The sequence below is a fragment of the Mesorhizobium sp. B2-3-10 genome, assembly GCF_006442275.1.
In the GTDB taxonomy this organism is placed as follows: domain Bacteria; phylum Pseudomonadota; class Alphaproteobacteria; order Rhizobiales; family Rhizobiaceae; genus Mesorhizobium; species Mesorhizobium australicum.
This window is the reverse complement of sequence record NZ_VFVT01000006.1, coordinates 186,532-211,961: the sequence shown is the minus strand read 5'-3', so window position 1 is coordinate 211,961 and position 25,430 is coordinate 186,532. Positions and strand designations below refer to the sequence as shown.

At 63.2% G+C, this 25,430-nt stretch carries 25 protein-coding genes; 13 read left to right on the top strand and 12 right to left on the bottom strand.

All coding sequences use genetic code 11. The features are described from left to right. Positions 1-2: 2 nt before the first annotated feature. The 4 genes from FJ943_RS19135 to FJ943_RS19120 are packed head-to-tail and all read right to left on the bottom strand — an operon-like array spanning position 3 to position 4,126. Positions 3-317 carry an antibiotic biosynthesis monooxygenase gene (locus FJ943_RS19135; RefSeq protein WP_015317479.1) on the bottom strand — a complete coding sequence of 105 codons (315 nt, stop codon included), beginning with the start codon at positions 315-317 and terminating at the stop codon, positions 3-5. Positions 318-374: 57 nt separating this feature from the next. Next, a complete protein-coding gene (locus tag FJ943_RS19130) occupies positions 375-1,484 on the bottom strand; it encodes a TonB family protein (protein WP_348642093.1) in 1,110 nt (369 codons plus the stop codon). A gap of 24 nt (positions 1,485-1,508) precedes the next feature. After that, a complete protein-coding gene (locus tag FJ943_RS19125; protein ID WP_140723827.1) occupies positions 1,509-1,946 on the bottom strand; it encodes a hypothetical protein in 438 nt (145 codons plus the stop codon). Positions 1,947-1,948: 2 nt separating this feature from the next. Then, on the bottom strand, positions 1,949-4,126 hold the full coding sequence (locus tag FJ943_RS19120) for a TonB-dependent hemoglobin/transferrin/lactoferrin family receptor (RefSeq protein WP_140723824.1): 2,178 nt from the start codon (positions 4,124-4,126) through the stop codon (positions 1,949-1,951). 198 nt (positions 4,127-4,324) lie between these two features. Between FJ943_RS19120 and hemP the strand changes: the two genes are divergently transcribed. Genes hemP through FJ943_RS19095 form a run of 5 tightly spaced genes read left to right on the top strand, consistent with a single transcriptional unit; the run spans position 4,325 to position 8,440 of the window. Continuing rightward, positions 4,325-4,531, top strand: a complete 207-nt coding sequence (gene hemP, locus FJ943_RS19115) for a hemin uptake protein HemP (RefSeq protein WP_015317483.1) — start codon at positions 4,325-4,327, stop codon at positions 4,529-4,531. Positions 4,532-4,554: 23 nt separating this feature from the next. Further along, complete coding sequence (locus tag FJ943_RS19110) at positions 4,555-5,616, top strand: hemin-degrading factor (RefSeq protein WP_140723821.1); 1,062 nt, start codon at positions 4,555-4,557, stop codon at positions 5,614-5,616. Between the two features lie 10 nt (positions 5,617-5,626). Next, complete coding sequence (locus FJ943_RS19105; RefSeq protein WP_140723818.1) at positions 5,627-6,535, top strand: hemin ABC transporter substrate-binding protein; 909 nt, start codon at positions 5,627-5,629, stop codon at positions 6,533-6,535. 5 nt (positions 6,536-6,540) lie between these two features. Then, positions 6,541-7,641: an iron ABC transporter permease gene (locus FJ943_RS19100; RefSeq protein WP_015317486.1), complete on the top strand. Its 1,101-nt coding sequence runs from the start codon at positions 6,541-6,543 to the stop codon at positions 7,639-7,641. A 7-nt stretch (positions 7,642-7,648) separates the two neighbouring features. Further along, on the top strand, positions 7,649-8,440 hold the full coding sequence (locus tag FJ943_RS19095) for a heme ABC transporter ATP-binding protein (RefSeq protein WP_140723815.1): 792 nt from the start codon (positions 7,649-7,651) through the stop codon (positions 8,438-8,440). A gap of 32 nt (positions 8,441-8,472) precedes the next feature. Here the strand turns inward: FJ943_RS19095 and rirA are convergent, their stop codons facing one another. Continuing rightward, on the bottom strand, positions 8,473-8,937 hold the full coding sequence (rirA, locus tag FJ943_RS19090; protein ID WP_015317488.1) for an iron-responsive transcriptional regulator RirA: 465 nt from the start codon (positions 8,935-8,937) through the stop codon (positions 8,473-8,475). A 268-nt stretch (positions 8,938-9,205) separates the two neighbouring features. Between rirA and FJ943_RS19085 the strand changes: the two genes are divergently transcribed. The 3 genes from FJ943_RS19085 to FJ943_RS19075 all read left to right on the top strand — a co-directional run bounded on the left by FJ943_RS19085 (position 9,206) and on the right by FJ943_RS19075 (position 11,793). Then, positions 9,206-10,501, top strand: a complete 1,296-nt coding sequence (locus FJ943_RS19085; protein ID WP_140723812.1) for a DUF445 domain-containing protein — start codon at positions 9,206-9,208, stop codon at positions 10,499-10,501. 106 nt (positions 10,502-10,607) lie between these two features. Then, entirely contained in the window at positions 10,608-11,036 is a 429-nt protein-coding gene (locus tag FJ943_RS19080) for a phasin family protein (protein WP_140723809.1), read from the top strand. Between the two features lie 259 nt (positions 11,037-11,295). Continuing rightward, entirely contained in the window at positions 11,296-11,793 is a 498-nt protein-coding gene (locus FJ943_RS19075; protein ID WP_140723806.1) for a MaoC family dehydratase, read from the top strand. A gap of 232 nt (positions 11,794-12,025) precedes the next feature. Here FJ943_RS19075 and FJ943_RS19070 read toward each other — a convergent pair whose 3' ends face one another. Then, on the bottom strand, positions 12,026-13,426 hold the full coding sequence (locus FJ943_RS19070) for a PLP-dependent aminotransferase family protein (protein WP_140723804.1): 1,401 nt from the start codon (positions 13,424-13,426) through the stop codon (positions 12,026-12,028). Positions 13,427-13,533: 107 nt separating this feature from the next. Between FJ943_RS19070 and FJ943_RS19065 the strand changes: the two genes are divergently transcribed. Next, positions 13,534-14,424, top strand: a complete 891-nt coding sequence (locus tag FJ943_RS19065; RefSeq protein WP_140661092.1) for a DMT family transporter — start codon at positions 13,534-13,536, stop codon at positions 14,422-14,424. 12 nt (positions 14,425-14,436) lie between these two features. Here FJ943_RS19065 and FJ943_RS19060 read toward each other — a convergent pair whose 3' ends face one another. Both FJ943_RS19060 and FJ943_RS19055 read right to left on the bottom strand, forming a co-directional pair. After that, on the bottom strand, positions 14,437-15,480 hold the full coding sequence (locus tag FJ943_RS19060; protein ID WP_015317494.1) for a zinc-dependent alcohol dehydrogenase family protein: 1,044 nt from the start codon (positions 15,478-15,480) through the stop codon (positions 14,437-14,439). 110 nt (positions 15,481-15,590) lie between these two features. Beyond that, positions 15,591-16,052 (bottom strand): helix-turn-helix domain-containing protein, encoded by a 462-nt coding sequence (locus FJ943_RS19055; RefSeq protein WP_140723801.1) that lies wholly within the window; start codon positions 16,050-16,052, stop codon positions 15,591-15,593. A gap of 99 nt (positions 16,053-16,151) precedes the next feature. Between FJ943_RS19055 and FJ943_RS19050 the strand changes: the two genes are divergently transcribed. Then, complete coding sequence (locus FJ943_RS19050) at positions 16,152-17,384, top strand: MFS transporter (protein ID WP_140723798.1); 1,233 nt, start codon at positions 16,152-16,154, stop codon at positions 17,382-17,384. A gap of 3 nt (positions 17,385-17,387) precedes the next feature. On the opposite strand, the gene maiA is transcribed toward FJ943_RS19050, so the two are convergent. Continuing rightward, positions 17,388-18,038, bottom strand: coding sequence for a maleylacetoacetate isomerase (gene maiA / locus FJ943_RS19045; RefSeq protein WP_140723795.1), 651 nt, complete (start codon positions 18,036-18,038; stop codon positions 17,388-17,390). Positions 18,039-18,041: 3 nt separating this feature from the next. Further along, positions 18,042-18,737, bottom strand: coding sequence for a fumarylacetoacetate hydrolase family protein (locus FJ943_RS19040; RefSeq protein WP_140661096.1), 696 nt, complete (start codon positions 18,735-18,737; stop codon positions 18,042-18,044). 230 nt (positions 18,738-18,967) lie between these two features. Here FJ943_RS19040 and FJ943_RS19035 point away from each other — a divergent pair, with 230 nt between their 5' ends. Then, positions 18,968-19,651 (top strand): response regulator transcription factor, encoded by a 684-nt coding sequence (locus FJ943_RS19035; protein ID WP_015317499.1) that lies wholly within the window; start codon positions 18,968-18,970, stop codon positions 19,649-19,651. Between the two features lie 13 nt (positions 19,652-19,664). Here FJ943_RS19035 and FJ943_RS19030 read toward each other — a convergent pair whose 3' ends face one another. Then, on the bottom strand, positions 19,665-21,005 hold the full coding sequence (locus FJ943_RS19030; protein ID WP_140714914.1) for a hybrid sensor histidine kinase/response regulator: 1,341 nt from the start codon (positions 21,003-21,005) through the stop codon (positions 19,665-19,667). Positions 21,006-21,019: 14 nt separating this feature from the next. Continuing rightward, on the bottom strand, positions 21,020-22,156 hold the full coding sequence (locus tag FJ943_RS19025) for an FIST signal transduction protein (RefSeq protein WP_140616037.1): 1,137 nt from the start codon (positions 22,154-22,156) through the stop codon (positions 21,020-21,022). 312 nt (positions 22,157-22,468) lie between these two features. Between FJ943_RS19025 and FJ943_RS19020 the strand changes: the two genes are divergently transcribed. Continuing rightward, positions 22,469-22,969 carry a (2Fe-2S)-binding protein gene (locus FJ943_RS19020; protein WP_140661098.1) on the top strand — a complete coding sequence of 167 codons (501 nt, stop codon included), beginning with the start codon at positions 22,469-22,471 and terminating at the stop codon, positions 22,967-22,969. 112 nt (positions 22,970-23,081) lie between these two features. Then, on the top strand, positions 23,082-25,427 hold the full coding sequence (locus FJ943_RS19015) for a xanthine dehydrogenase family protein molybdopterin-binding subunit (RefSeq protein ID WP_140723793.1): 2,346 nt from the start codon (positions 23,082-23,084) through the stop codon (positions 25,425-25,427). Positions 25,428-25,430 lie beyond the last annotated feature (3 nt).

The window sequence follows — 25,430 nt, the reverse complement described above, 5'->3', positions numbered from 1 at the left end:
ATCTACGCGCCCTCGACGACGGAAAAGCCCTCGAATTGCGGGTGGCCGAGATAGTGGACTTTCGTCGTGCCGACATTCCGGTGGGCGGCGCGGAAGTTCTCCGACTTGGTCCAGGCGACGAAATCATCGTGACTTGCCCACGCCGTGTGCGACGCGAACAGCGTGTAGCCCTCGGTCTCGTTGACCGGGCCGCGCAGCAGGTGAAATTCGCGAAAACCCTTCATCTCGGCCAGGCTGGAGTCGCGGTTCTTCCACATGGCTTCGAAGTTGCCCTCCGAGCCGGTCTGGACCTTGAAGCGGTTCATGGCGATGTACATGGGGTCCCTTTCACGCGGATGTTGATGGTTGCGCCGCAACGTTTGTCCCGGGCCTAGTCAAAACGGGCCGATGCCGACCTCGAACTCCAAGCTCGGGTTCGATGCCTGTGACGGAATTGGAGGGAAGGGAGCGGCCTTGCGCACGATGCCAAGCGCGGCCTCGTCGAAAGTCGGCGATCCTGAGCTTTCCAGAATGCGCAACTGGTCTATGTCGCCCTTCCTGCCTATGGCGAATGCCACAACCGCATTGTTACGCGCGGCCAGTTGCAGCGAAGGCGGGAGAGTACGATTGACGCTGCCGAGTTTTCGAAAGACGTTGCCGCGGTAGCTGTCTTCAGCAGTGCTGCCTTGGTCTTTTTGCCTTTTGCCCTTGCTGGCCGCTTCCGCCAGCCGGTCCTGGCCATCGGCCGTGCCGCTCCGTTCATTCGCTGCTCCAGCAGTGGCAGGGGCAGCCGCCGGAGTTGGCCTTGCAACGGGGATCGGCGGTTGGTCCGGAACGGTGACAGGAATTTCGGTGGTTCCGGCCTGGGCGTTCGGCTGTGCCGGCGTTTCTGTCCTGGCAGCCACGCTCTGGTCATCCGGGCGCGGGGTTGCCGCCACCAGTATGTCCGGCGTGGCCACGGGCTGTTTGACCGGTTCCGCCGAGGGCTCCGAAGCCTGCTTCGCGGCGTCACGGGCAGGCTCGGGAGCGTGTGTCACCGGTTCCTGCGCGGGCTGTGAAGGTGCGGTCGGCGCCGGTCTGGCCGCCTTTGCCGGATGAGGCTTGGCCGTCGGCGGGGGCGGCACCAGCGTGACATTCATTGCCGCCGGGTCCTTGTCCAATGCACTGCCGGCGACCTTGTCACCTTTGTGATCGCCGCCTTCCGACTGCTCTGCCTCCCTGGAATCGAACTTGCCGGCGGACGAGATCAGAAAAGCCGCCGCCACGCCGGCATGGAGCAGGCAGGAGATGGCGATCGCAGCCTGCCACTTGCCGTTGCTGGCTTGCGGTCGTGCCTGGGCAAGTCGCTCTGCCGGCGCTATTGCCAACTCGCTGCCAGCGTCGGGGAGTGGATTGATTTCCTGCATGTCGCGGGCGCGAAATTGCAGCGATACGCGCAGACTTGTCAAATCAAGATCGGCTGCCTCAACCGGTAAGCAATCGAAGCCGGCCAGCGGCCCTGCCACGGTCTTTTCTTATGCAGTCCCACTTCAGACGCCGAAAGCGATGCCGGTCCTGGTGTCCGTCTTCAGCTTGCGCATGCAGGCAGTTGGTTCGACGCCCGTGCCAGCGCAATCCGTTCCGCTGTTGACCAGCACGCGGCTGACCTTGGTGCAGTCGGTGCCGGCCAGGTCAAAGCGTGTCACCTTGGTCTTGCCGTGCGGCAGGTCCTTGAAGTCGAGCACGGTCAGCCGGTCGACGATGCCGGCCTTGTTGAACAGAGCGATCTCGAACGCCGCCTTGGTCAGGTCGGCGCCGAGATTGTTGCTGATCAGGAAGGTCAGCCGGCAGCCCTTGTCGGAAGGTTGCGCGGCATTGAGTTCGAGGGTCAGGACCGGCGCGGACTGCTCAGCCCACGCCGGAATTGTCGTCAGCGACATCGCCAGCGTCGAGGTCAGCAGACGAAGGGATGCCGTCAAGGGCGTCATGGTCAGCCTCCAAAGCGCATGGTTGCCGCTAGCTTCAGCGTGATACCGGGTTCGTAGACCGCAACCGTGGTGCTGCCGTTCAGCGGATTGGCGTATTTGACGTCGAACAGATTGTCGGCGCGGAAATCGACTTTCAGATTGTCGGTCGCCTGATAGCTGGCGAAAGCATTGATCAGCGTGTAGTCCGTCGCGACGGCATTGCCCTTAGGCTTGCCGTTATACTGCACCTCACCGCCGACGGTCAGCTTGTCCTCGAGGAAACGCAGGCCAAGCTGAGCGGTGACCTGAGAGGAGGGGATAGTGGCGAGGTCGGCTTCCACACCCTTGTAGGAAATGGTGTGGCCATCCGTGATCGAGGCCGAGAGGCCGGCATAGCCCCATGCCGCGTCATAGACGCCCTCCAGCTCGAAGCCGTTGATCTTGGCCTTGGCGAAATTTTGATACTGGAAGCAGATCGGGATTCCGGGGCCAAAGGGGCAGCCACTGCCTGGAGCGAACGGCGACAGCGTTACGCCGTCGATATAGTCGTCGACATCGTTGTTGAAATAGGCTGCTTTCAGGCGCAAGGCGTCGCCCGGCTCGAAGATGTCGTTCTGCTTGTAGTTGACGCCGAACTCGGTCGTCTTGCCGGTTTCAGGCCGCAGATTTGGATTGGGCAGGAACGGGAAGCTGACGCCGGCGGGATGATTGCCGCTGATCAGCGTTTCCGTGATCGAGGGCGAGCGGTAGCCTTCCGCATAAGTGCCGTAGAATTGCAGGCCGGCAAGCCCGGCACTCTCGAACGGCGAGACACCGACGGTGACGCGCGGGGATAGCCTGTCGCCGGAAATATCATGCATGTCATCCTTCAGGCTGTAGCTGTCGTAGCGCAGGCCAGCGACGACTTCGAGCCAGTCCCAGGTGAGCTTGTCCTGGACGTAGGCGCCGGACACGTTGCGCTTGCCCGACGGCGTGTAGAAACTGTCGCCCCCGGCCGCGCCACCCGTCTTGACGTTGTCGCCGACCCAATCGCCGCCATAGGTCAGTTCATGCGCGATGCCGTTCGTTTCGAACCGTGACGTGTTCCAGATATCGATGCCGGTCGTGCCGACATCGAATGTCGACAGTGATCCTGCCGGCAGCACCACGGGAAGACCGGTCACCGGATCGAAGCGGTTCTGCGGCGCGAGACTGGTCAGGTCGAGATTGGTCTTGTTGTAGGACGTGTTGATGTGGAGATCGAGCCAGCTCTTGTCTTCGTCCGTGATGTTGTAGCGGGCCGTGAAGGTGTTCGACTTCAGGTCGACATCGTTGACCGGCAGGCCGCCGCTGGTCTCGTTCCAGCCGTCGCTCGAACCGACCCAGCCGAGCTTGAGCTCACTGTTCTCGGTTGGCCGGATCGTCGTCTTGAGCAGGCCGCTCAGCACGTCGAAGCCGGTGCCGTTGACCGTGTCGCCGTCGCCGTCCTTGTAGTTGTCGTAGTCGCGGTAAACGATGTTGCCCAACACGTCCCAGTTCTCATTGATGCGATAGGCACCGGTGGCGCTCGTGGTCCAGCCCTTGCCGTTGCTCTCGTAGTGTCCGGTGACGGAACCGGCCCACGTCTCGTCGGGCTTGAGGAAATCGACCGCATCCTTGGTGTCGAAGAAGACGACGCCGCCAATGGCGCCCGAGCCATAGGTGTTGGCGACAGGACCACGGATCACGTCGACGGATTTGACGAGCTCGGGATCGATATAGAAGGTCGACTGGGTGCCGTGGTCGGAACGCTGGAAATTCTGGCGCGCGCCATCGACGATCACCGCGACGCGGCCGAAATCCTGCAGGCCGCGGATGTTGATGCTGGTGCTGACGCGCCTGGCGTCGGCCTGCGCAGCGACGCCAGGCACACCGAAAAGCATCTCGTTCGGCGTTGTCGCCATGCGGCGATCGAGCTGTTCCTGGTCGACATGGCTGGCCGAGGCCAGCGACTGTATTGCCGTTTCGCCGGTGCGGCTGAGCACCAGGATCCTGTCGAGCAGCGTAGCGCCCCCGGGGGGTGCCTTTTGCTGGTCAGTCCCTTTCGATTGATCAGTCGGCGCGCTCGCCTGTTGCGCTTGCGCCGATGGCGCGGATAGAGCGATCGCCGCCACGCTTGCGAGCAAAGCCGCCGCACCGTTCGCCGCCGACCGACGGCGCCGTTCCCAACTTATCAACCCCATGCCCCAACTCCAGATCCCAGGTTCCATGCTGGCTGGCCCGGGGCTTGCTGGCATTTTGATCGTATCCGGCATCTTAAATGTTGACTCATTTAGTCCGGTATTGCACTGACTAGTAAACATGATTATTCAAGTCAAGAAATGAATCGGCAATTCGCAATGCCTAGCCAGATGCCCGGCACAGGAAAGGAATCGACCCAGATGAACACGCACAATCCCAACGAGTTTCGCTATCGCGTCCGCCGTTCCGACGATACCTCCACCCGTTTCGATCGGGTCTCGCTGGCGGTGCGGACGCTGTCCAGCAACACGCTGTTCCAGGGCGAGCACGAAATCGGAATCGAGCATCATGGCGCGCTCTACCGGCTGAAGATCACCCGCCAGGGCAAGCTCATTCTCAACAAGTAAGGCAAGGCATCAGGGGTAAAGACATGGACCAGCGCGTAAAACCCGCTCCGCATGAAATCCGGCGGGCCCGGACCGACAATCCGAAAGCGCGCGAGCGTGACCTCGCCGCCCAGCTCGGCATTTCGGAGGCCGAGCTGGTGGCCGCGCATTGCGGCGACGGCGTCGTCCGCGTCGAACCGTGCGTCAACGACCTTCTGACCGGTCTCGAGGCCGTTGGCGAGGTGATGGCGCTGACCCGCAACGAAAGCGCCGTGCACGAGAAGATCGGCGTCTATGACAAGGTCGTCACCGGCAATCACAATGCCATGGTGCTCGGCGAGAACATCGACCTGCGCATTTTTCCGAAAATCTGGGCGCATGGCTTTGCCGTGGAGAAGCGCGACGGCGACGACATCCGCCGCAGCCTGCAGTTCTTCGATGCGGCCGGCGACGCGGTGCACAAGGTGCATCTGCGCCCGGCCTCCAGCCTCCATGCCTACCAGAAACTGGTCGCCTCGCTGGAATCGCCGAACCAGGAGCCGACGATCGACATTTCAGGGACGGTTCTCGATGAGGAAAGCGAGGCCGGGGCATCGACGGCGAGCCTGGACGACCTGCGTGATCGCTGGAGCCGGCTGACGGACGTGCACCAGTTCTTCGGCATGCTGAAGACGCTGAAGCTCAGCCGCCGCCAGGCAGTGCGCATGGTTGGCCAGGACTACGCCTGGCTGCTCGACAATGACGCGGTGCGCGCCATGTTCCATCACGCCGCCGAAAGCGAGATGCCGATCATGTGCTTCGTGGGCAACCGCGGCTGCATCCAGATCCACTCCGGGCCGATCAAATCGATCAAGCCCATGGGGCCGTGGATCAACGTGCTCGACGAGACCTTCCACCTGCACCTGCGCACCGACCACATCCATGAAGTCTGGGCGGTGCGCAAGCCGACCAAGGACGGCCATGTCACATCGCTCGAGGTCTATGCCGCCAATGGCGACATGATCATCCAGTTCTTCGGCAAGCGCCATGAAGGCGAAAGCGAGCGCGAGGACTGGCGTTTTCTGGCCGAGCACCTGCCGCGCATTCCGAACCCGACGGCAGCCTGAGGAGAGTGCGATGCGGTTTGTTTCGAGGCCGTCCGCCCTGCGCGGATCGAGGGTCGGTTATGCAATCGGCCTTTCCATGGCTTTCGCCGCGCTGCAACCAGCCGGCGCCACCGAAGGCGTTTCGGTGTTCGCCGATCCTTCGAAGATCGCCGCTATTGGCGGCTCCATCACCGAGATCGTCTATGCGCTGGGCGAGGAGAGGCATCTGGTGGCGCGCGATTCCACCAGCCTCTATCCAAAGGCCGCGCTCGACCTGCCTGATGTCGGTTACATGCGCCAGCTGTCGCCGGAAGGCGTCTTGTCGGTCAATCCGACGGGCATACTGGCATTGCACGGCAGCGGTCCCAAGGAAGCCGTCGACGTGCTGAAGAAGACGAGCATTCCGTTCATAGAAGTGCCCGAGCAGTACAACCGCGAAGGCATCCTCCAGAAGGTCCGCATTGTCGGCAAGGCGATCGGGGTCGAGGCCAAGGCCGAGGTGCTGGCCAGGGCGCTCGATGCGAAACTCACAGCCGCCGAAAAGCGGACAGCCTCGATCAAGGAGCGCAGGCGCGTGCTGTTCATTCTCTCGACGCAGGGTGGCAAGATCCTGGCGGCCGGCAGCGAAACCGCGGCCGACGGCATGGTCAAGCTGGCGGGCGGGGTCAATGCGGTGGAAGGCTTTTCCGGCTACAAGCAAATGTCGGACGAAGCGATCATCACCGCAAGGCCGGACGTGATCCTGATGATGAGCAATGCCGGGCCGCCGGTCTCGGACGACGAAGTGTTCGGCAATCCATCCATCGCCTCAACGCCGGCCGGAACGGCGCGCAAGCTGATCCGCATCGATGGCGCCTATCTACTCGGCTTCGGGCCGCGCACGGCCGACGCGATCCATGATCTCGCCGTTTCGCTTTATGGCGCACAGGTCACGGACTGAGCATCATGGCCGACCAGTCGATCGCAGGTCCGGCGAAGCCGATTAGGGCATCCGAAGGGGATCGTTCCGGCCGCGCCCGTGCCGTCATCCTTCTGCTGTGCCTGGGCTTGGCGATCGCCATCTTGCTTTCGCTCACATCCGGCGCATCGGATGCATCCGCCGTGACCGTCTTCAGGGATTGGCTCTTTGGCTCCGTCCCCGGCGATGCGGCGCTCAACGCCCGCGACAGCTTGATCGTCCATGACATCCGCATGCCACGCGTCATCCTCGGCATGTTGGTGGGTGCGGCGCTCGCGGTTTGTGGCGCCGTCATGCAAGGACTGTTCCGCAATCCGCTCGCCGAACCCGGTCTGATCGGCGTTTCCGCAGGATCCAGCCTTGGCGCGGTGGTCATCATCGTTCTTGGCGGGACCGTGCTGGCGCCGGTGACCGCCTTGCTCGGAACGCTGGCGCTGCCGCTTGCGGCGTTCGTCGGCGGTCTCGTCACCACATTGGCGCTCTATCAGGTCGCCACGCGACGTGGGCAAACCTCGGTCGCCACCATGCTGCTCGCGGGCATAGCCCTGGCGGCACTTGCCATGGCGCTGACCGGAATCCTCATATTCATGGCCGACGATCGCCAGCTGCGCGACCTGACCTTCTGGTCACTGGGATCGCTCGGCGGTGCGACATGGGCCAAGATAGCTTCCGTAGGACCCATAATCGTCCTGGCACTGGCGGCGATGCCGTTCCTGGCCCGCGGCCTTAACGCGCTGGCGCTGGGCGAAGCGACCGCCGGCCATCTCGGCATTCCGGTGCAGCGGCTGAAATACACCGCCATCATCGGCGTTTCGGCGGCGGTCGGCGCCTCCGTCGCCGTCAGCGGCGGCATCGGCTTCGTCGGCATCGTCGTGCCGCATCTGCTGCGACTGCTGATCGGACCCGACAATCGTTACCTGCTGCCGGCCTCGGCGCTGCTCGGCGCCTCGTTGTTGCTGCTCGCCGATGCGGTCGCCCGCACCATCGTGGCGCCGGCCGAGCTGCCGATCGGCATCGTCACCGCAATATCAGGCGCGCCGTTCTTCCTGTGGATATTGCTGCGCAGGCGCGGCGTGATCGATTTGTGAGGATGGAATGATTGAGGCGAGGGATGTTTCGGTCGATATCGCCGGCAAGAGAATTGTTGCCGGTGTCGATTTCGATGCGCGGCCGGGCGAGGTGGCGGCAATCGTCGGCCCCAATGGTTCGGGCAAGACGACCTTCCTGAGGGCATTGTCGGGGGACCTCGGCTATACCGGGAGCGTCGTCCTCAACGGCCGCGACCTCGCAGCGATGAAGCCGGTGGAGGTCGCCGTCCAGCGGGCTGTGTTGCCGCAGGCGACGACACTGTCGTTTCCTTTCACTGTGCTGGAGGTCGTAAGGGTTGGCCTGGTCGGTGGCTGTTCGGGCGTGCTGCCGGGCGAGGACGGACGCCTGCCGGAACGGGCGCTGGCGTGGGTCGATCTCGACGGCTTTGCCGGCCGCTTCTACCAGGAACTTTCCGGTGGCGAGCAGCAGCGTGTCCAGCTTGCGCGCGTGCTGTGCCAGGTCTGGGCACCGGTGCTCGACGGCAAGCCGCGCTATCTGTTCCTTGACGAGCCGGTGTCCAGCCTCGACATCAAGCACCAGCTGATCATCATGAACATCGCCCGCGACTTCGCCAGAAGGGGCGGGGGCGTGGTAGCGATCCTGCACGACCTCAATCTGACGGCCATGTACGCTGACCGCATCTTCGTGATGCATCGCGGCCGGCTGGCCGCCAGCGGCTCGCCCCGCGACGTGCTGAGTGACCACCTGATCGAGAAGGTGTTCGATTGCCGGCTCAAGGTCGGCGTGCTGCCGGCCGGCAACATGCCGTTCGTGCTCCCGCAATCGTCGGTCAGCTGATATTCAGCCGACACTGCACGATGCGGCAGGGATCAGGCCGCCGGGGCGCGGCGCTCCATCAGCATGTCGATGCCGAGCAGGGCGCGCACATTCGGCCGTGCCGCCACGAGGTCGGCGATCGTGTAACGGGCAAGCACGGCGAAGAAGGCGTTGAGCGCTTCGCGCAATGCGGAGTTCAGCGCGCAGCTGTCGACCAGGGGACATTCGGCGGCATCGTTCTCGAAGCACTCCGCCATGGCAAAACTTTCCTCGGTCACGCGCACAACGTCGAACAGGCTTATCGATTCGGCGGCACGGCCGAGCCGTACCCCTCCGTTCCGGCCGCGCACAGTCTCGACCATGCCATTCTCGACCAGAGGCTGCAGGATTTTGAACAGGAACAGTTCCGACACCGAATAGGCGGCCGCGATCTCCGGTATGCGGCTCAACCGGTCATTGTTGGCGGCGCAATACATCAGAATGCGCATGGCATAGTTGGTTTGGCGCGTAAGCCGCATCTTGTCCTCACTCGGCGCTGATATGATGCAACCACGCCAGATTCTAAACTTTGCTGGCGCGGCCCTCGTCCGGAATCCGGATCGCTGCACTGGTCTCGGCGGAATATGGCCTATACCTTGGAATAATTCCAGACTAGCCGGGCATCATAGATGAATAAACTCGTCAACTTTATGTGCGCCGCCGGGCAAAAGCCGGAACAGACAAACCGGCTGCCACGGGCATTCCGGCGGCCGCGGCACTAGATAGGCCTAATAGACGAGGAGCGGCATGGCTCAATCGGACCAATCCCTGGCGCCAGTGCGGTTCGATGCCGACGCGGGCTCCAAGCTTTCCGCGTTGCGGCGGACAAAGTTCGTCGCCACGGCGGCATTGGCACTCTGCGTGGTGGTCTTTGCCTTGGCCAAGTCCTTCCAGAGCAGCTATCCATGGCTCGGCTTCGTCGCTGCCTTCGCCGAGGCGGCAACGATCGGCGGCCTTGCCGACTGGTACGCGGTGGTGGCGCTGTTCAAACGGCCGCTCGGGTTGCCCATCCCGCACACCGCCATCATCCCGGAAAACCAGGACCGTATCGCCGACAATCTCGGCCGTTTCATCGAGGCCAATTTCCTGGCGCCGGAACCGGTGCGTGAAAAACTCGCCGAGGTCGATTTTTCGGCGCTCGTGGCCGACTGGCTGGCCGATGCCGAACGCGCCGCCGGCCTGTCGCGCTTCGTCGTGCGGCTGGTGCCGCAGACGCTTGCCGCCGTCGAACAATCCGGTCTGCGCGGCTTCGTCACCAGCCGCATGCTCGAACAGATCGAAAAGGTGCCGCTGGCGCCACTTGCGGCCGAACTTCTGTCCGCGCTCACCGACGACCGCCGCCACCAGAAGCTGTTCGACGAGTTCATCAAGGTCATCGGCCGGTTCCTCAACGACGAACAGGCGCTGGCGACGATGCGCGACAAGATCCGCGAGGAACTCCCGTCGCTATTCAACCTGTTCCGGGCCGACGCCTATCTCCTGAAGAAGATCGTCGCTTCGGCTGGCTCCTTGCTGGACGAGGTGCGTGCCGATCCAGATCACCCGATGCGCGCCGAATTCGACCGTTTCGCGCAAAGTTTCGTCGAGCGGCTGCGCACGTCCAAGCAATATGCCAGGCGAGCGGAGAAAATGAAGCGCGACTTCCTCGCCAGACCCGAAATCAGGGCGCTAGCCGGCGACATGTGGGAGAGCCTCAGCCTGTTCATCGAGCAGGACGCCAAGGCGCCGAATTCGTTGATCAGGGAGCATCTGGCCAACATGTTTGTCGAAGTCGGCCGCCATCTTGCCGGAGACGCGCAGATCCGGGCCGACATGAACCAAGGATTCGTGGTGGCGCTGGCCTCCTTCGTCGAAAGCCAGAAGAGCGGTGTGTCGAAATTCATCGCCGACCAGGTCAAGCGCTGGGACCTTGCCCAACTGACACGCCTGATCGAGATGAACATTGGCAGGGACCTGCAATATATCCGCTTCAACGGCATGATCATCGGCGGGCTGGCGGGCATCGTACTTTACACGATCGAGTTGCTGCTCCCGGTCAATTGATCCCTAGCGATCGCCTTGGCCCGTGTTCGAAATGGACACGAGGCGTTCGAGTGCTATTCTCCTCGATGAGGGCGTCCGCGACCGCGGCAAAGGGGAGATGACAATCATGGCCAGACAATCGGAATCCGATTCCTTCATGGAAATGTTCGGCAGGTTCGGCCGTGACCTGAAGGTGCCGAATGTGGATGTCGAAGAGATTCTTGCGCATCACCGCAAGAATCTCGAAGCTTTGGAGAAATCCGCGCGTGCCGGGGCGGCTGGGACGTCCTCGCTGTTGTCTAGGCAACGCGAAATGCTGCAGGACACGCTGCGCGAGATCGCCGACATGGCGCAGAGCTACCGTGCACCGGGCAATCCGCAGGAGTTGATGGCCAAGCAGACCGAGTTTGCCAGAAAATCCTTTGAGGCGGCGCTCAAGAACGCCGCTGAAGTGGCTGAGCTAGCCAGGAAATCAGGCACCGAATCGATCGACATCCTGCGCGCGCGCATCAAGGAAGCGATGGAGGAGGTCCGCGCCGGTTACGAGCAGAAGTAGGTTCTCATGGGCTGTCGTTCCGCTCTCGGCCGGGCACACCCCGTTCCCGATTCCGTAACCTTTCGCACAGTTGCATTAGCGCCACGCCATAAGCTCCCGGCAGTCTGAAAGGTCGAAAAAGTCCCAATTCGCCTGCCATCGCATGGCAAGACGTGGCACGAGTGAGCGCGAATCCGCCGGAACGGATTTGCGAGGGACGAATTGACAGAGGCCGCCGGTTCGTGGTCCGGAAGCTTTGGAAGCGATCGGGAAAGCAGGCATGACGGAAGTACGGCCTAAAACGCCGCCAACCTACGAGCAGCTGAGAACGATGTCCGGACAGGAGCTCGGCGTCTCGGAATGGACCACGGTCGACCAGAACCGTATCAACCAGTTCGCCGAATGCACCGGCGACCATCAATGGATCCACGTCGATCCTGAACGGGCGCGGCGGCAAAGCCCGTTCCGCACCACGATCGCGCATGGCTATCTGACACTGTCGATCATCGGCGCGCTGGCCCTCGAAATGGGGATCGTGCCCGAGAATACGCAGGCCGCCTTCAACTATGGTTTCGACAAGGTGCGTTTCCTGGCGCCGGTCAAGGTCGGCGCACGCATTCGCCTGCGCTCGACGCTGCTTTCCATGGAAGACAAAGGCCCGGGTCAGTATCTGATGAAGGCAGCCAACACGGTCGAGATCGAAGGCGAGGAAAAGCCGGCGCTGATGGCTGAAACACTCGTCATGCTCTACGAGCGCCGCAAACGGGCAGGGGCCTGAACGGCGCCCGCCAGGCTCCTTGCGTCATTTCCTTCAGCTGTTCTTGTGCGGCAAGGAATAGGCCCAGATCTGGGTATGGCATTTCGGAAAAGGCATGATTGAGCATCCGCGCAAATGGTGAGATTTGGCGGCGTTCTGCCGTTTCATGGATGGTCTGATTTGATGGGGCAGAAGGCCGCAACAACGAGGTGTTGTCGCGGCTTATTTGTCTGCTGACTTGGTGGTTCCCATATCAGCGAGTCATCGCCGTTTCGAGCGCCTTGAAAATCCGCTCGTCCGCGCACTGGGCGACGTTGAAGCGCAGGAAGCGGCTGGCGGACTGCGACAGGCTGAACGCATTGCCGGGCGCCAGCACGATGTTGTCGGCGAGCGCACTGCGGGCGATTTCGGCCGCGTCCAAGCCTTCCGGCAGGGTGCACCACAGGAACAGCCCAGCCGGCTGCTCGATCCAGGGCGTAATGCCGATCGCCTTCAGCCGGGCGCTGGTCTCGCCCATGGCCCGCGAAAGGCGGGCGCGCAGCAAATCCATGTGCTTTCGGTAGCTGCCGTCCTTCAGCAGCGTCAGCACAAGTTCGGCCGCCAGCCGTCCGCCGCCGAAAGTCGTGGCGATCTTGAGATCGGTCAGGCCCTCGATCCAGTCACGGGGCGCGGCGATGAAACCGCAGCGGACCGACGCCGACAGCGTCTTGGAAAAACTGCCGATCTGGACGACGCGACTAAGGCCGTCGAACGCCGCTAGCCTTGGGGCGGGAATGTGCTCGAAATCGGCGAAGATATCATCCTCGACGATGGTCAGATCCGACTGGTCGGCCAGTTTGAGCAAACGATGGGCCGTCACCGGAGACAGGATCGCGCCGGTCGGGTTGTGGATGGCCGAGTTGGTGATGTAGAGGCGCGGCCGGTGTTCGGCCAGCGCCTGGGCGAACAGCTCGATGTCCGGCCCCGATGGCGTGTAGGGCACGCTGACGACCTTGGCGCGGTGGGCGCGCAGCAGAGCATGGAAATTGAAGTAGCAGGGATCGTCGACCAACACGGTGTCGCCCGGCTCGATCAGGAACCGGCAGAGCAGGTCGATGGCCTGGGTGCACGATTCCGTCAGCATGATCTGGTCGGGGAAGGCTTCGATGCCGTGCCCGGCCATGCGCCGCGCCAGCAATTGCCGCAGCGGCGGCAGCCCGAGCGGCGTGCCGTAATCTGCGAGCGCGACATCGTCGGCACGCGCGACAGTGCGCAATGCCCGGCGCAGCCCGGCCTGTGGCATCCATGAAGCCGGCAGCCAGCCGCAGCCGGGTTTCAGGACCTCGTCGCCAGCCTCCAGGGACTGGCGCGAGACCCAGAGCGGATCGACGGCACGGTCGAGCCGGGGACCGATCTCGGCGAGCGACAGCGGTGCCAGCGACCCGGCGGCATAGAAACCGGAACCGGGCCGCGAACGGATCGCGCCTTCGGCGGCAAGCCGTTCGTAGGCCTCGACCACGGTGGATTTCGACACCTGCATGGATTTGGCGAAAGCGCGGATCGAGGGCAGCCTTGCTCCAGGCGTCAGGCTGCGCGCGGCAATCCGCTGCCGGATGGCGGCCATGACTCCTTCGACGAGAGTTCCGCCGCTGTCGAGCCTGACTGCTTCGTCCATCTGTACCTTCCAGAAAACCATGACAGTTTTATCGAATTGTACTGCATTGTCTCTGGTGGCGCCATAGCCGCGGGCCCCATAGAGGGGCGAAACAAACGGAGCCTGCGATGGACAAGACGGCGAGCGGCTGGGTGAGCGGATTTATCGGCGTGCTGATTTTCAGCGGTTCGTTGCCGGCGACGCGCGTGGCGGTGATGGATCTCGACCCGATATTCCTGACGTCGGCCCGCGCGGTCATTGCCGGCCTGCTCGGTCTCGCGCTGCTGCTTGTGTTCCGCGAGAAGCGCCCCGAGCGTCATGACTTGCTGTCGCTCGTCATCGTTGCGCTTGGCGTGGTCGTCGGCTTTCCCTTGCTGACGGCATTGGCGCTGAAGCATGTCACCTCGGCCCACTCCATCATCTTCGTCGGCCTGCTGCCGCTGGCGACCGCGATCTTCGGCGTGCTGCGCGGCGGTGAACGGCCCCGGCCGGCCTTCTGGCTGTTCTCATGCCTGGGCAGTGCGCTGGTGGCGGGCTTCGCGCTTGCGCAAGGCGTGACGGCTTCGCCGGTTGGCGATGGGCTGATGCTTGCGGCCATCGTCGCCTGCGGCCTTGGCTATGCCGAGGGTGCCGCGCTGTCGCGCAAGCTCGGGGGCTGGCAAGTGATCTGCTGGGCGCTGGTGCTGTCCCTGCCGGTCATGCTGGTGCTGACCTTTGCGACCCTGCCACCATCCTTCGCCAGCGTCGGCTCCAATGCCTGGATTGGTCTTGGCTATGTCTCGCTGTTCAGCATGCTGATCGGCTTCGTGTTCTGGTATCGCGGCCTGGCGCAAGGCGGCATTGCGGCGGTGGGGCAGTTGCAGCTTCTGCAACCGTTCTTCGGGCTCGCACTGGCGGCGACGCTGCTGCATGAACAGGTCAGCCCGATGATGATCGTCGTTACGCTCGGCGTGGTGCTTTGCGTTTTCGGCGCGAAGAAGTTTGCCAAGCAGGATTTGCCGCGTCGTGCGGCTGCATAGCGATGCCGACCCTCACGAGAACTTCGTCACCACCCCAATGCCGATACCCTCGAATCCGCCCATCGCCATCAAGGCCGCTGGCGCTTCGTCGAGGCTGATCTTCTTGCCGACCAGCAGTTCGGGTTTGAGCTTGCCGTGGCGGATCATCTCCATCATCGCGGGGTAGCGATAGGCCTGCATGCCGTGACTGCCGAGGATTTCGAGTTCGAAGGCGATCACCTTGTCCATCGGCACCTGCGGGCGGGCGTGTTCGCCCAGCATCAAGCCGACCTGCACGTGACGGCCGCGCCGGCGGAGGTTGGCGATCGAGTTGAAAGACGTCGTCGGATGGCCGAGCGCGTCCATCGACATGTGGGCGCCACCATTGGTGATCTGCTTGACGGCCTTGACGACGTTCGGCGTCGTCGAAGCGTTGATGGTCGCCACGGCGCCGATCTGTTTGGCGAAGTCCAGCTTTTCCTCGGTGAGGTCGATGGCGATGACGTTGGCGCCCATCGAACTCGCGATCATGATTGCCGACAGGCCGACGCCGCCGCAGCCATGCACCGCCACCCATTCGCCGGGCTTTACCCGGCCCTGATCGACAATGGCGCGGAACGATGTGACGAAGCGGCAGCCGAGGCTGGCGGCGGTGGCGAATTCCATTTCGTCGGGCAGGCGCACGAGATTGGTGTCGGCGTGTTCGATAGCGACATATTCGGCGAATGAGCCCCAGGTGTTGAAGCCAGGCTGGGACTGGTGTTCGCAGACCTGGTGATTGCCTGATGTGCATTCGAAGCAGTGGCCGCAGCCGACGGCAAACGGCACGGTGACGCGTTCGCCCGCCTTCCAGCGGGTGACGTGCTTGCCGGCGGCAACCACGACGCCGGCCAGTTCGTGGCCCGGCACATGCGGCAGGCGGATATCGGCGTCATGGCCCATCCAGCCGTGCCAGTCGCTGCGGCAAAGCCCGGTCGCCTCGACCTTGATGACGACGCCATCGGCCGCCGGCTTGGGGTCTGGCACGGTCTGGATCGTCGGCGCTTCGCCGAATTTCTCGAAGACGACGGCTTTCATCGTTCATTCCACCCTTGAGACGACACTCATTGTGGGAAACGATAGCCGATTCCCTATTCGGTCAAGCGGAAATCGACTCCGCCAGGCTGGGCAGCCTGCGGACCCTGCGGTCAGCTGTTTTCCTGGTTGCGGAAATCGGCAAGCCGGGTGTCACCGGGGGCAAGCAGGCGGCCGTCTTCTGCGTGCACTTCAAGACGCCTTATCGGCCGGCCACTCTCCGTGTCGACCATGAAGGTGTAGGGCTCGCCCGGACCGGAGAAATAGGTCTCGCCCCATTGCCGCAAGGCGATCAGCACGTAGAACAGGCCGCGTCCTTTTTGCGTCAGCACATATTCATGATGCGCGCTGCCGTCGGGGGCCGGGACGGTTTCGAGGATGCCGTGCGTAACCAGATTTCGGAGCCGCGCCGACAGGATGTTCTTGGCAACGCCCAGGCTCCTTTGGAACTCGCCGAAGCGTCGCAACCCGTCGAACGCGTCGCGCACGATGAGCAGCGACCACCAGTCGCCGATCGCATCCAACGGTCGCGCGATCAGGCAATCCGCACTCTGGTGGCTCGTTCGTTTCACCATGGCTTTCGTTGGTCCAGATTGTTCATTTTGGTTGCAAGATAAAACTGTTTTGTTTATCCCGCAAGTGGTTTCAAATTGAAACCTTTTGTGGAGAGCCTCATGAATATACAGGTGGTGAACGGCGCGGCAGCGAAGGCGGCGCAGCCCGAAGAGCCGAGGCAAGTCACACCGGGATTGTCCGCAATGACCGCGCTGGTCTTCGCCATCGCCTGTGGCCTGAGCGTCGCCAATGTCTATTTCGCCCATCCGCTGCTCGACGCCATGGCGCATGATTTTGCCATTGCGCCGGCCTCGATCGGCATCGTGGTGACAATCACGCAGGTCGGCTATGCGCTTGGCCTGTTCTTCATCGTGCCGCTGGGCGACCTGTTCGATCGCCGCAAGCTGATTGCCGGCCAGGCGATCCTATCGGCCGTGGCGCTGATAGCCGTTGGACTTGCACCGAACGCGGCGATGCTGCTGGCGAGCCTCGCGGCGGTCGGGCTGCTTGCCGTGATGGTGCAGGTACTGGTTGCCTACGCGGCCGACCTCGCCGCGCCGTCGCAACGGGGGCGGGCGGTCGGCACCGTCACCAGCGGCGTCATAACAGGCATCCTGCTTGCCCGCTTCGTCGCCGGCGTCGTCGCCGATCTCGCCGGCTGGCGCTGGGTCTATCTTGTCTCGGCCGGCCTTACACTTGTCATGGCGGTTGTTCTCCACACCATCCTGCCGCGCCATGAGGCAGAGCGGCCGCGCACGTCCTACATCAGGCTGTTGGGCTCGATGGTGCTGCTGTTCGTGCGGGAACCGCTGCTGCGCGTGCGCGCGGTGCTCGCCTTGCTGATCTTCGCCAGCTTCAACGTGCTGTGGGCACCGCTGGTGCTGCCGCTCAGCGCGCCGCCATTTTCACTGCCGCACACCGCGATCGGGCTGTTCGGCCTTGCCGGTGTCGCCGGCGCGCTGGGGGCGCGATGGACCGGTGGTCTGGTGGATCGCGGGCATGGTCAACTGGTCACTGGCCTCAGCCTGCTTATGATGACGACGGCCTGGCTGCCTATCGCCTTCATGGGCATGTCACTATGGTTGCTTGTCGCCGGCATCGTCATGCTGGATCTGGCAATCCAGGCCGTCCACGTCACCAATCAGAGCCTGATTTTCTCCCGTCGGCCGGATGCGCGCAGCCGGCTGGTCGGCGGCTACATGATCTTCTACTCGGTCGGCAGTGCGCTCGGCTCGATCGCCTCGACCATGGCCTATGCCGCGGCCGGCTGGAGCGGGGTCTCGTTGCTGGGGGCGAGCATCGGCTTGATGGCGCTGCTGTTCTGGGCGCTGACACTGCGCGTTGGCCGGTGAGCCTTACCCGGCGTCGATCTGGTTCTGTGGCGCGGCTTTCTGGAAGGCGGGTAGCGCCACGCAGGCGGCGTTGATGCGCGCGATTGTCGGATAGGGCGTCATGTCGACGCCGAAGCGGGCGTTGCTGGTGACTTGCGCGGCAAGGCAGATGTCGGCCAGCCCCGCCGCCTCGCCATGGCAGAATGTGCCGGTTTCGGGCGACGCGGTGAGCAATTTTTCGAGCGGTCCAAATCCTTCATTGACCCAATGCCGGAACCAGTTGGCGACATCCTGGTCGCCGGCGCCGAACAGGGTGCGCAGCGAAGTCAGCACGCGCAGATTGTTCACCGGGTGGATGTCGCAGGCGATCATCTGCGCCAGCATTCTCACTCGTGCCCGGCTCGGCGGATCCTTCGGCAATAGCGGGGGTTCAGGTATGGTCTCGTCGAGAAACTCGATGATCGCCAGCGATTGCGTCAGGAGCATGCCGTCGCTCCAGATCAGTGCCGGCACCAGCCCCTGCGGATTGACCGCGAGATAGGCCGCCTCCAGATGCTCGCCATGGCGCAGGTGATGCGGGATGTAGTCATAGCCCACCCCTTTCATCTCCAGGGCAATCCGCACCCGGTGCGAGGTGGAGGAGCGGAAGTAGTTGTGCAGGACAATGTCGCTCATGCGTCACTTCCGCTGGCCGATGGTCAGTTCGATCGTGCCGATGCCGTCGACACCGCCTGATATCGTTTCACCCGGCTTGATCGCGCCGACACCGGCGGGCGTGCCGGTGAAGATCAGGTCGCCAGCCTGCAATTCCACGCCTTCGCTGCAGATCGAGACGATGTCCGATACCGGCCAGATCAGTTCGGCGAGGTCGGCATCCTGTTTCACCGCGCCGTCGACGGCGAGCCAGATGCGTCCCTTGGCCGGGTGCCCGGATTTCCGTGCGGCAACCAACGGGCCGCAGGGCGCGGAACGGTCGAAGGCCTTCGACCAGTCCCAGGGCCGCGCCGCCTTCTTGGCGGCATCCTGGAGATCGCGGCGGGTGAGATCGATGCCGACGCCATAGCCCCAGACATGGTCCAGCGCTTTGTCGCGGGAAATGCGAAAGCCTGAGGTGCCGATCGCCACCACCAGTTCGATCTCGAAGTGGAGGTTTTCCGTCAGGGGCGGGTAGGGGATATCAGTGCCGGAATCGACCACCGCGTCGGCCGGCTTGGTGAAGAAGAAGGGCGGATCGCGATCGTCATTGCCGAACTCGCGCGCATGTGCCGCATAGTTGCGGCCGACGCAGAAAATGCGCCGCACGGCAAAGCGTTCGCCGGAACCCGCAATGGCGACGGAAGGCGTTGGCGGGGCGGGAAGGACAAAGGCGGTCATGGCGGTCTCTGCGTTTGGCGGGGAGTCGGCGGCACATTCGGCCGATTTCCAGGGGCGGGCAAGGCGTCGCTTTTGATAAAGCATGGGCTTCGCCTAGGCTGTATAAGGAATTCAGGCTTCCGATCATTTTTTTGCAGCGATGAAACCTGTTCGACGGCGATAGACTATTTGCCAATAATCCGGCCATGGTCAGGAGACTATGGTGTGCCCGGTAAACCGGAACGAGCCCTATGACAGCCCCTACCGATCGCGTCCGGTTCCTTATCATCGACGATCATCCGCTGTTTCGCGAGGCGCTGCACAGCGCCGTTCAAATGGCTTATCCCGAGGTCGACACAGTCGAAGCGCGCTCGATCGCCGAGGCGCTGGACTTGCTGGCCGACGCAAAGCCTTTCGACCTTGCGCTTCTGGACCTCAGCATGCCCGACGTGCACGGCTTCGAGGGGTTGTTGCAGCTCAGGACCCGCTATCCGCGCCTGCCAGTGGTGATCGTGTCGGGTTATGAGGAGCCTCGCATCATTTCCGAGGCCTTGTCCTACGGCGCTGCCGGCTTCATTCCGAAATCGGCGCGCAAGAGCGATCTCGCCGCCGCCATTCGCTCGGTGATGGACGGCGCGATCTATGTGCCTGAAACCTATGAGGGCCTGCCGCCGGGCGCGGACAGCACCGATCGCGCCGATATGGTGCAGCGGCTTTCCAAGCTGACGCCGCAGCAATTGCGCGTGCTGCAGATGCTGCGCCAGGGCCTGCTCAACAAGCAGATCGCCTACGAGCTGCAGGTCGGCGAGACCACGGTGAAGGCGCATGTGTCGGAGATCCTGCGCAAGCTCAATGTGTATAGCCGCACGCAAGCGGTGATCGAGGTGTCGAAGCTGGACAGCGCCGAGCTGTTCCGGGATCAGGTAGGGTTTTGAACCAACCCTCCCGCTATGCCAGCAGATGCGCCAGCAGTGCCCTTAGCTGCGCCGGCTTCACCGGCTTGCGCATCAGTTCGATGCCGCCGGCCCGTGCTGCCTTGGCCACGGCTTCGGAGCTGTCGGCGGTGACGATCAGCGCCGGCACGGCGCGGCCGAGATAGTCGCGGACCTCCGATATGGTGGCGGTGCCGAGATCGCCGCCGTCGAGATGCTGGTCGGCAATGACGATGTCGGGCAGCCAGTCGGTGTCGCCAAGCATGTCCAGCGCATCGGCGGTGGAGGTCGCCGCGCGTACCAGGCACTGCCAGCGTTCGAGCAGGAAGGTCATGGCTTCCAGCACTTCGGCGTCGTTTTCGACCAGCAGCACCTTGGTGCCGAACAGGCCGTAGCCGCGCGGCCGCTCCATGCTGGCGGCGCTGGCGATGGCGTCGGCCGGCGCGCCGAGGCCGACGGGGACATCGATGTGGAAGATGGTACCGCGGCCGACCCTGGATGAAAACGTGACGGGATGGCCGAGCGCGCCGGCCATGCGGCGCACGATGGCGAGCCCCAGCCCAAGACCGCCGCCGTCGAGTTCGGCGGTAGCCGGCAAGGTGCCGCGATGGAACTCCTCGAACACCGCTTCGCGCTGATCCTCGGGGATGCCGCAGCCCGTGTCGGCGACATCGATGCGGATGGTGTCGCCGCGATGGCGTGTGCCGACAAGGACGCCGCCCGAGCGCGTATAGCCCAGCGCGTTAGAAAGGATGTTCTGCAGGATGCGGCGCAGCAGCGTCCTGTCCGAGCGGACCACGGCATTGACCGGCCGGAATTTCAGCGACAGCGCCTTCAATTCCGCCACAGGCTGGAAATCCGAGCGCAGCGACGAGAACAGCGCCTCCAGGCTGACGTCGCCAATGTCGGGCTGAACCACGCCGGCGTCGAGCTTGGAGATGTCGAGCAAGGTGCGCAGCAGGTCTTCCATCGTTTCCAGCGAGCGCTCGACCTGCCGCACGAGCTTCTTTCCCTCTTCGCTGGTCTGCACCTCGGCAAGGGCTGAGACGGAGAGATGGGCGGCGTTCAGCGGCTGCAGCACGTCGTGGCTGGCCGCGGCCAGAAACCGTGTCTTGGACAGGTTCGCCTGTTCGGCGTTTTCCTTGGCGGCGCTGAGATCGATGTTCGACTGCTCCAGCCGCCGCAACGTCGAATGCAGTTCCTCGGTGCGCGTACGCACCCGGCTTTCCAACGAGATCGCCGTCTGGAACAGCGAAAAGGCATTGCCTTGCTGGTCCATCGAGCGCTCGACGCGGCTGACCAGGGCGGCGTTGATCTTCTTCAGCCTGTCGAGATCGTTTATGTTCCTGAGCGGCATGCTGTTGCGCCGCCCTATTCAGCCGCCTGGCGGTCGCCGAAAGCGATGCCGGTGAAAGTCTGGTTGAGGTGCATCGACCGGTATTGTTCGCCATAGGTGCCGAAGCCGATGACATTGTTGACCCGGTAGAGTTCCGAAATGTCACGAAAGACCTGGCGGTTGCGCGCATCCAGCCGGCGCAGCACGCAGTCGAAGCCAAGGATCATATCGATGCCGCCCAGCCTTTCCTCGACCTCGCGCAATGCCGCTCGTGTCGCGTCCACCATGTCCTTGGGCTGGGCGATCGACAGCACGACACCGTCGTCGATGGCGCAGAAGAACGACAGCGAGCCATCCGCGTGCATCTTCTGGATCGAGCGGCAGTAATATTCTCCGCCCACCTTCACCACCACTGGATGCGAGGCGAAGCTCAACGGTGTCAAGGTCTGTGGGAGGATCCCGACCGAAGCGGCATATTCCTCCGCCGCATTGGTGGCGTTGAATTCCCGCACGACGCGGTGATCCGGGTCGGACGCGGTCACCACCAGCTTTTCGTCGGTGGGAACGAAATTGTCGGTCTTGAAGACGTGGAACGGAATTTCCGTGGCGACCAGCACGATGATGGCGCTGTCGGAGGTGACCCTGCCGTTCGAGATCAGACGCGTCGTCTCGAATTTCAAATCGTCGCCAGCCGAGCCGCCGAGGAGCGGTATGTCGTCGAGACCCCAGTGGATGGCCGAACTCACCGCTTCCTCGGCATAGGACAGCCCGTCGATGAAGCAGAGCGCGAAGGTGTTGCTGGTCTGCTCGCCGCCGAGCCGGGCGCGCAACGTGCGCCGCAGGGCCTCGACCTCTTCGGTGATCCTGTCCATGCCCGATGTCGACAGATTGTCGATCATCGTGCTGACCGCCGTGAAGGACGCCGAGGGCAGCAGCATCGCCAGCATATGGCCTTCCTCGAGCCCCTGCGGCGTGATCTCGCCGGCGGTGGAACAGCCAGCATGGTGGAGACACGGCGCGTGGGCCGAGAGTGCCCGTGACAGGGCGCCGGCCTCGATCAGGCTCTGGGAAAAGAACACGAGGGCAAAGCCGGCATTGATGGCGGCGGCCTCGGCGGCTACCGCTCGTGCGAAGACATCCGGGTCGGGCTGGTCCGTGGTCAGCGCCGACAAGCCGCATGCGTAGCGCGTCCGTGAACTTGTCAGCGGCGGTCCTCCCGCATTTCCTCCGACGCCTTCTTGTGCGCGGCTTTTCAAGTGCTTCTGGCGCGCGGGCGACGAGGGCATTGTTGCCGCCAGAAGGCGTTTTGGCAATGGGGCCGGAGGAATGCACTTTGGTGCGCTGGCCATGACCGAAAGTACAATGATCCGCCTTTTCCGTCGTGCTGTTTTTTGTGCGTTGTGCGGTGTACGACTAGCACGTGGCCGAAATGCCAGCGGCGCGTCGGCAGCGTGATGACCAAGGTTGACACCCAGGGAGGGGCTATGTCGGACGTTTCGTTGATGGTGAACGGGAAGCGGGTCGGCGGTGCCGTCGAGGATCGAACGCTGCTCGTCCATTTCCTGCGGGAGAACCTCGGCCTGACCGGCACTCATGTCGGTTGCGACACTTCGCAATGCGGCGCCTGCGTCGTGCATGTCGATGGCAAGGCGGTGAAGTCCTGCACCATGCTCGCGGTCCAGGCCTCGGGGTCGAGCGTGATTACGATCGAAGGCCTGGCCAGTGGCGCCGACTTGCATCCCGTCCAGGCAGCCTTCAAGGAACATCATGGTCTGCAATGCGGCTTTTGCACGCCGGGCATGATCATGGCCGCGACCGACATGATCAACCGCCACCCCGAAGGCCTCGACGAGGCCACGGTGCGGGCAGAACTCGAAGGCAATATCTGCCGCTGCACAGGTTACCACAACATCGTGAAAGCCATCCTCGCCGCATCGACGACGATGTCGAAGGGGGCCAAGGGCAAGGCGAAGCAAGCGGCGTGAGGGAAAAGAGGAGTGGAGTAGTCGGTAGTCAGTAATCGGTCTGAACCGGCGGCTGTCCTCACTACTACTTCCTATTCACACTTCCTATTCACTTTTCGGGAGGAATCTCTGCATGGGTATCGAAGGTGTCGGCGCTCGGGTCGCGCGCAAGGAAGACAAAAGATTCATCACCGGCGCCGGCCGCTATGTCGACGACATGGTGGTGCCCGGCATGAAGCATGCGGCCTTCGTGCGCAGCCCGCACGCCCATGCGCAGATCAAGAAGATCGACGTGAAAGCGGCTCAAGGCATGCCGGGCGTCATCGGCGTCTTGACCGGCAAGGAACTGAAGGCCGACGGCATCGGAAACCTCATCTGCGGCTGGATGATCCATTCCAAGGACGGCACGCCCATGAAGATGGGCGCATGGTCGCCGCTGGCAGTCGACAAGGTCCGTTATGTCGGCGATGCGGTCGTGGTGGTGGTGGCGGAAACCAAGGGCCAGGCACGCGATGCGGCCGAGGCGGTCGAGATCACCTACAAGGAATTGAAGGCGGTCGTCGATGCGACAAAGGCACTCGAAAAGGGCGCTCCGCAGGTCCATGCCGAGGCCGAGAACAACCTGATCTTCGATTGGGAAATCGGCGATGCCATGGCCACCGACGCCGCCATCAAGGCGGCGGCGCATGTCACGCGCATGAAGATCGTCAACAACCGGCTGGTGCCGAACGCCATGGAGCCGCGCGCCGCACTTGGCCATTACGACAAGGCCGAGGATCATTATACCTGCTGGACGACATCGCAAAATCCGCATGTCGCGCGGCTGGTGATGAGCGCCTTCTACAATGTCGCGCCCGAAAACAAGCTGCGCGTGATCGCGCCGGATGTCGGCGGCGGCTTTGGTTCCAAGATCTATATCTACCCGGAAGAGATCGTCTGCCTGTGGGCCTCCAAGAAGACCGGCGTGCCGGTGAAATGGGTCGCCGATCGCACCGAGAGCTTCCTCACCGACGCGCATGGCCGCGACCACGTCTCGACGGTGGAAATGGCATTCGACAAGAACAACAGGATTACCGGCTTCAAGGTCGATACGATCGCCAATCTCGGCGCCTACATGTCGCTGTTCTCTTCCTGCGTGCCAACCTATCTCTACGCAACGCTGCTGTCGGGCCAATATGACATCCCGGCCATCCACGCCAATGTGCGCACTGTCTATACCAACACGGCACCCGTCGATGCCTATCGCGGGGCAGGGCGGCCGGAAGCCACTTATCTTCTGGAACGCACCATGGAAGCGGCGGCACGCGAGCTCGGCGTCTCGCCGGCAGACCTTAGGCGCAAGAATTTCATTACCACGTTTCCGCACCAGACACCGGTGATCATGAACTATGACGCCGGGGACTATGGCGCTTCGCTCGATGCGGCGATGAAGACCGCCGACTATACCGGCTTTGCCAGGCGCAAGGCGGATTCGGTCAGGAATGGCAAGCTGCGCGGCATCGGCATGAGCTGCTACATCGAGGCCTGCGGCATCGCGCCGTCGGCGGCGGTCGGCTCGCTCGGCGCCGGCGTCGGCCTGTGGGAATCGGCTGAGGTAAGGGTGAACGCCGTCGGCACGATCGAGGTGCTGACCGGCTCGCACAGCCATGGGCAGGGGCACGAGACGACCTTCGCGCAACTGGTCAACCAGCGTTTCGGGGTGCCAATCGATTCGGTGTCGATCGTCCACGGTGACACCGACAAGGTGCAGATGGGCATGGGCACCTACGGCTCGCGCTCGGGCGCGGTCGGAATGTCGGCGATTGCCAAGGCGCTCGACAAGGTCGAGGCCAAGGCCAAGAAGATCGCCGCCCACCTGCTCGAAGCCGACGAGGGCGACATCGTCATCGAGAACGGCGAGGTCAAGGTCGCCGGCACCGACAAGAGCCTGCCGTGGTTCCAGGTGGCTTTGGCCGCCTATACCGCGCACAATTTGCCGGCCGGCATGGAGCCAGGCCTGAAGGAAACGGCGTTCTACGATCCCGCGAACTTCACCTTCCCGGCGGGCTGCTATATCTGCGAGGTCGAGATCGATCCGGAAACCGGAACGACCGAGATCGTCCAGTTCGTGGCTGCGGACGATTTCGGCAACATCATCAATCCGATGATCGTCGAAGGCCAGGTGCATGGCGGCATCGCCCAGGGCATCGGCCAGGCGCTGCTGGAAGGCGCTCACTACGACGCCAGCGGGCAACTGCTGACGGCAAGCTACATGGACTACACCATGCCACGTGCCGGCGACCTGCCGTCGTTCAAGGTCTCGACGTCGAACACGCCATGTCCGAGCAACCCGCTCGGGATCAAGGGCTGCGGCGAGGCCGGTGCCATCGGCTCGCCGCCAGCAGTGATCAATGCCATCACCGACGCCATCGGCATCGTCGATATCGCCATGCCGGCCACACCGTCCACCGTGTGGGCCGCGATCCGCGCCGCGAAATGAGTG

What these genes read in the sequence shown, in the direction of transcription:
- FJ943_RS19020 (WP_140661098.1), top strand. Translation starts at nt 22,469, where the DNA reads ATGTCGGACGTTTCGTTGATGGTGAACGGGAAGCGGGTCGGCGGTGCC.
- FJ943_RS19110 (WP_140723821.1), top strand. Translation starts at nt 4,555, where the DNA reads ATGGACCAGCGCGTAAAACCCGCTCCGCATGAAATCCGGCGGGCCCGG.
- FJ943_RS19125 (WP_140723827.1), bottom strand. Translation starts at nt 1,946, where the DNA reads ATGACGCCCTTGACGGCATCCCTTCGTCTGCTGACCTCGACGCTGGCG.
- FJ943_RS19120 (WP_140723824.1), bottom strand. Translation starts at nt 4,126, where the DNA reads ATGGGGTTGATAAGTTGGGAACGGCGCCGTCGGTCGGCGGCGAACGGT.
- FJ943_RS19030 (WP_140714914.1), bottom strand. Translation starts at nt 21,005, where the DNA reads ATGCCGCTCAGGAACATAAACGATCTCGACAGGCTGAAGAAGATCAAC.
- FJ943_RS19050 (WP_140723798.1), top strand. Translation starts at nt 16,152, where the DNA reads ATGAATATACAGGTGGTGAACGGCGCGGCAGCGAAGGCGGCGCAGCCC.
- FJ943_RS19085 (WP_140723812.1), top strand. Translation starts at nt 9,206, where the DNA reads ATGGCTCAATCGGACCAATCCCTGGCGCCAGTGCGGTTCGATGCCGAC.
- FJ943_RS19105 (WP_140723818.1), top strand. Translation starts at nt 5,627, where the DNA reads ATGCGGTTTGTTTCGAGGCCGTCCGCCCTGCGCGGATCGAGGGTCGGT.
- FJ943_RS19055 (WP_140723801.1), bottom strand. Translation starts at nt 16,052, where the DNA reads ATGGTGAAACGAACGAGCCACCAGAGTGCGGATTGCCTGATCGCGCGA.
- FJ943_RS19015 (WP_140723793.1), top strand. Translation starts at nt 23,082, where the DNA reads ATGGGTATCGAAGGTGTCGGCGCTCGGGTCGCGCGCAAGGAAGACAAA.
- FJ943_RS19070 (WP_140723804.1), bottom strand. Translation starts at nt 13,426, where the DNA reads ATGGACGAAGCAGTCAGGCTCGACAGCGGCGGAACTCTCGTCGAAGGA.
- FJ943_RS19075 (WP_140723806.1), top strand. Translation starts at nt 11,296, where the DNA reads ATGACGGAAGTACGGCCTAAAACGCCGCCAACCTACGAGCAGCTGAGA.
- hemP (WP_015317483.1), top strand. Translation starts at nt 4,325, where the DNA reads ATGAACACGCACAATCCCAACGAGTTTCGCTATCGCGTCCGCCGTTCC.
- FJ943_RS19035 (WP_015317499.1), top strand. Translation starts at nt 18,968, where the DNA reads ATGACAGCCCCTACCGATCGCGTCCGGTTCCTTATCATCGACGATCAT.
- FJ943_RS19100 (WP_015317486.1), top strand. Translation starts at nt 6,541, where the DNA reads ATGGCCGACCAGTCGATCGCAGGTCCGGCGAAGCCGATTAGGGCATCC.
- maiA (WP_140723795.1), bottom strand. Translation starts at nt 18,038, where the DNA reads ATGAGCGACATTGTCCTGCACAACTACTTCCGCTCCTCCACCTCGCAC.
- FJ943_RS19135 (WP_015317479.1), bottom strand. Translation starts at nt 317, where the DNA reads ATGTACATCGCCATGAACCGCTTCAAGGTCCAGACCGGCTCGGAGGGC.
- FJ943_RS19060 (WP_015317494.1), bottom strand. Translation starts at nt 15,480, where the DNA reads ATGAAAGCCGTCGTCTTCGAGAAATTCGGCGAAGCGCCGACGATCCAG.
- FJ943_RS19095 (WP_140723815.1), top strand. Translation starts at nt 7,649, where the DNA reads ATGATTGAGGCGAGGGATGTTTCGGTCGATATCGCCGGCAAGAGAATT.
- FJ943_RS19080 (WP_140723809.1), top strand. Translation starts at nt 10,608, where the DNA reads ATGGCCAGACAATCGGAATCCGATTCCTTCATGGAAATGTTCGGCAGG.
- FJ943_RS19065 (WP_140661092.1), top strand. Translation starts at nt 13,534, where the DNA reads ATGGACAAGACGGCGAGCGGCTGGGTGAGCGGATTTATCGGCGTGCTG.
- rirA (WP_015317488.1), bottom strand. Translation starts at nt 8,937, where the DNA reads ATGCGGCTTACGCGCCAAACCAACTATGCCATGCGCATTCTGATGTAT.
- FJ943_RS19040 (WP_140661096.1), bottom strand. Translation starts at nt 18,737, where the DNA reads ATGACCGCCTTTGTCCTTCCCGCCCCGCCAACGCCTTCCGTCGCCATT.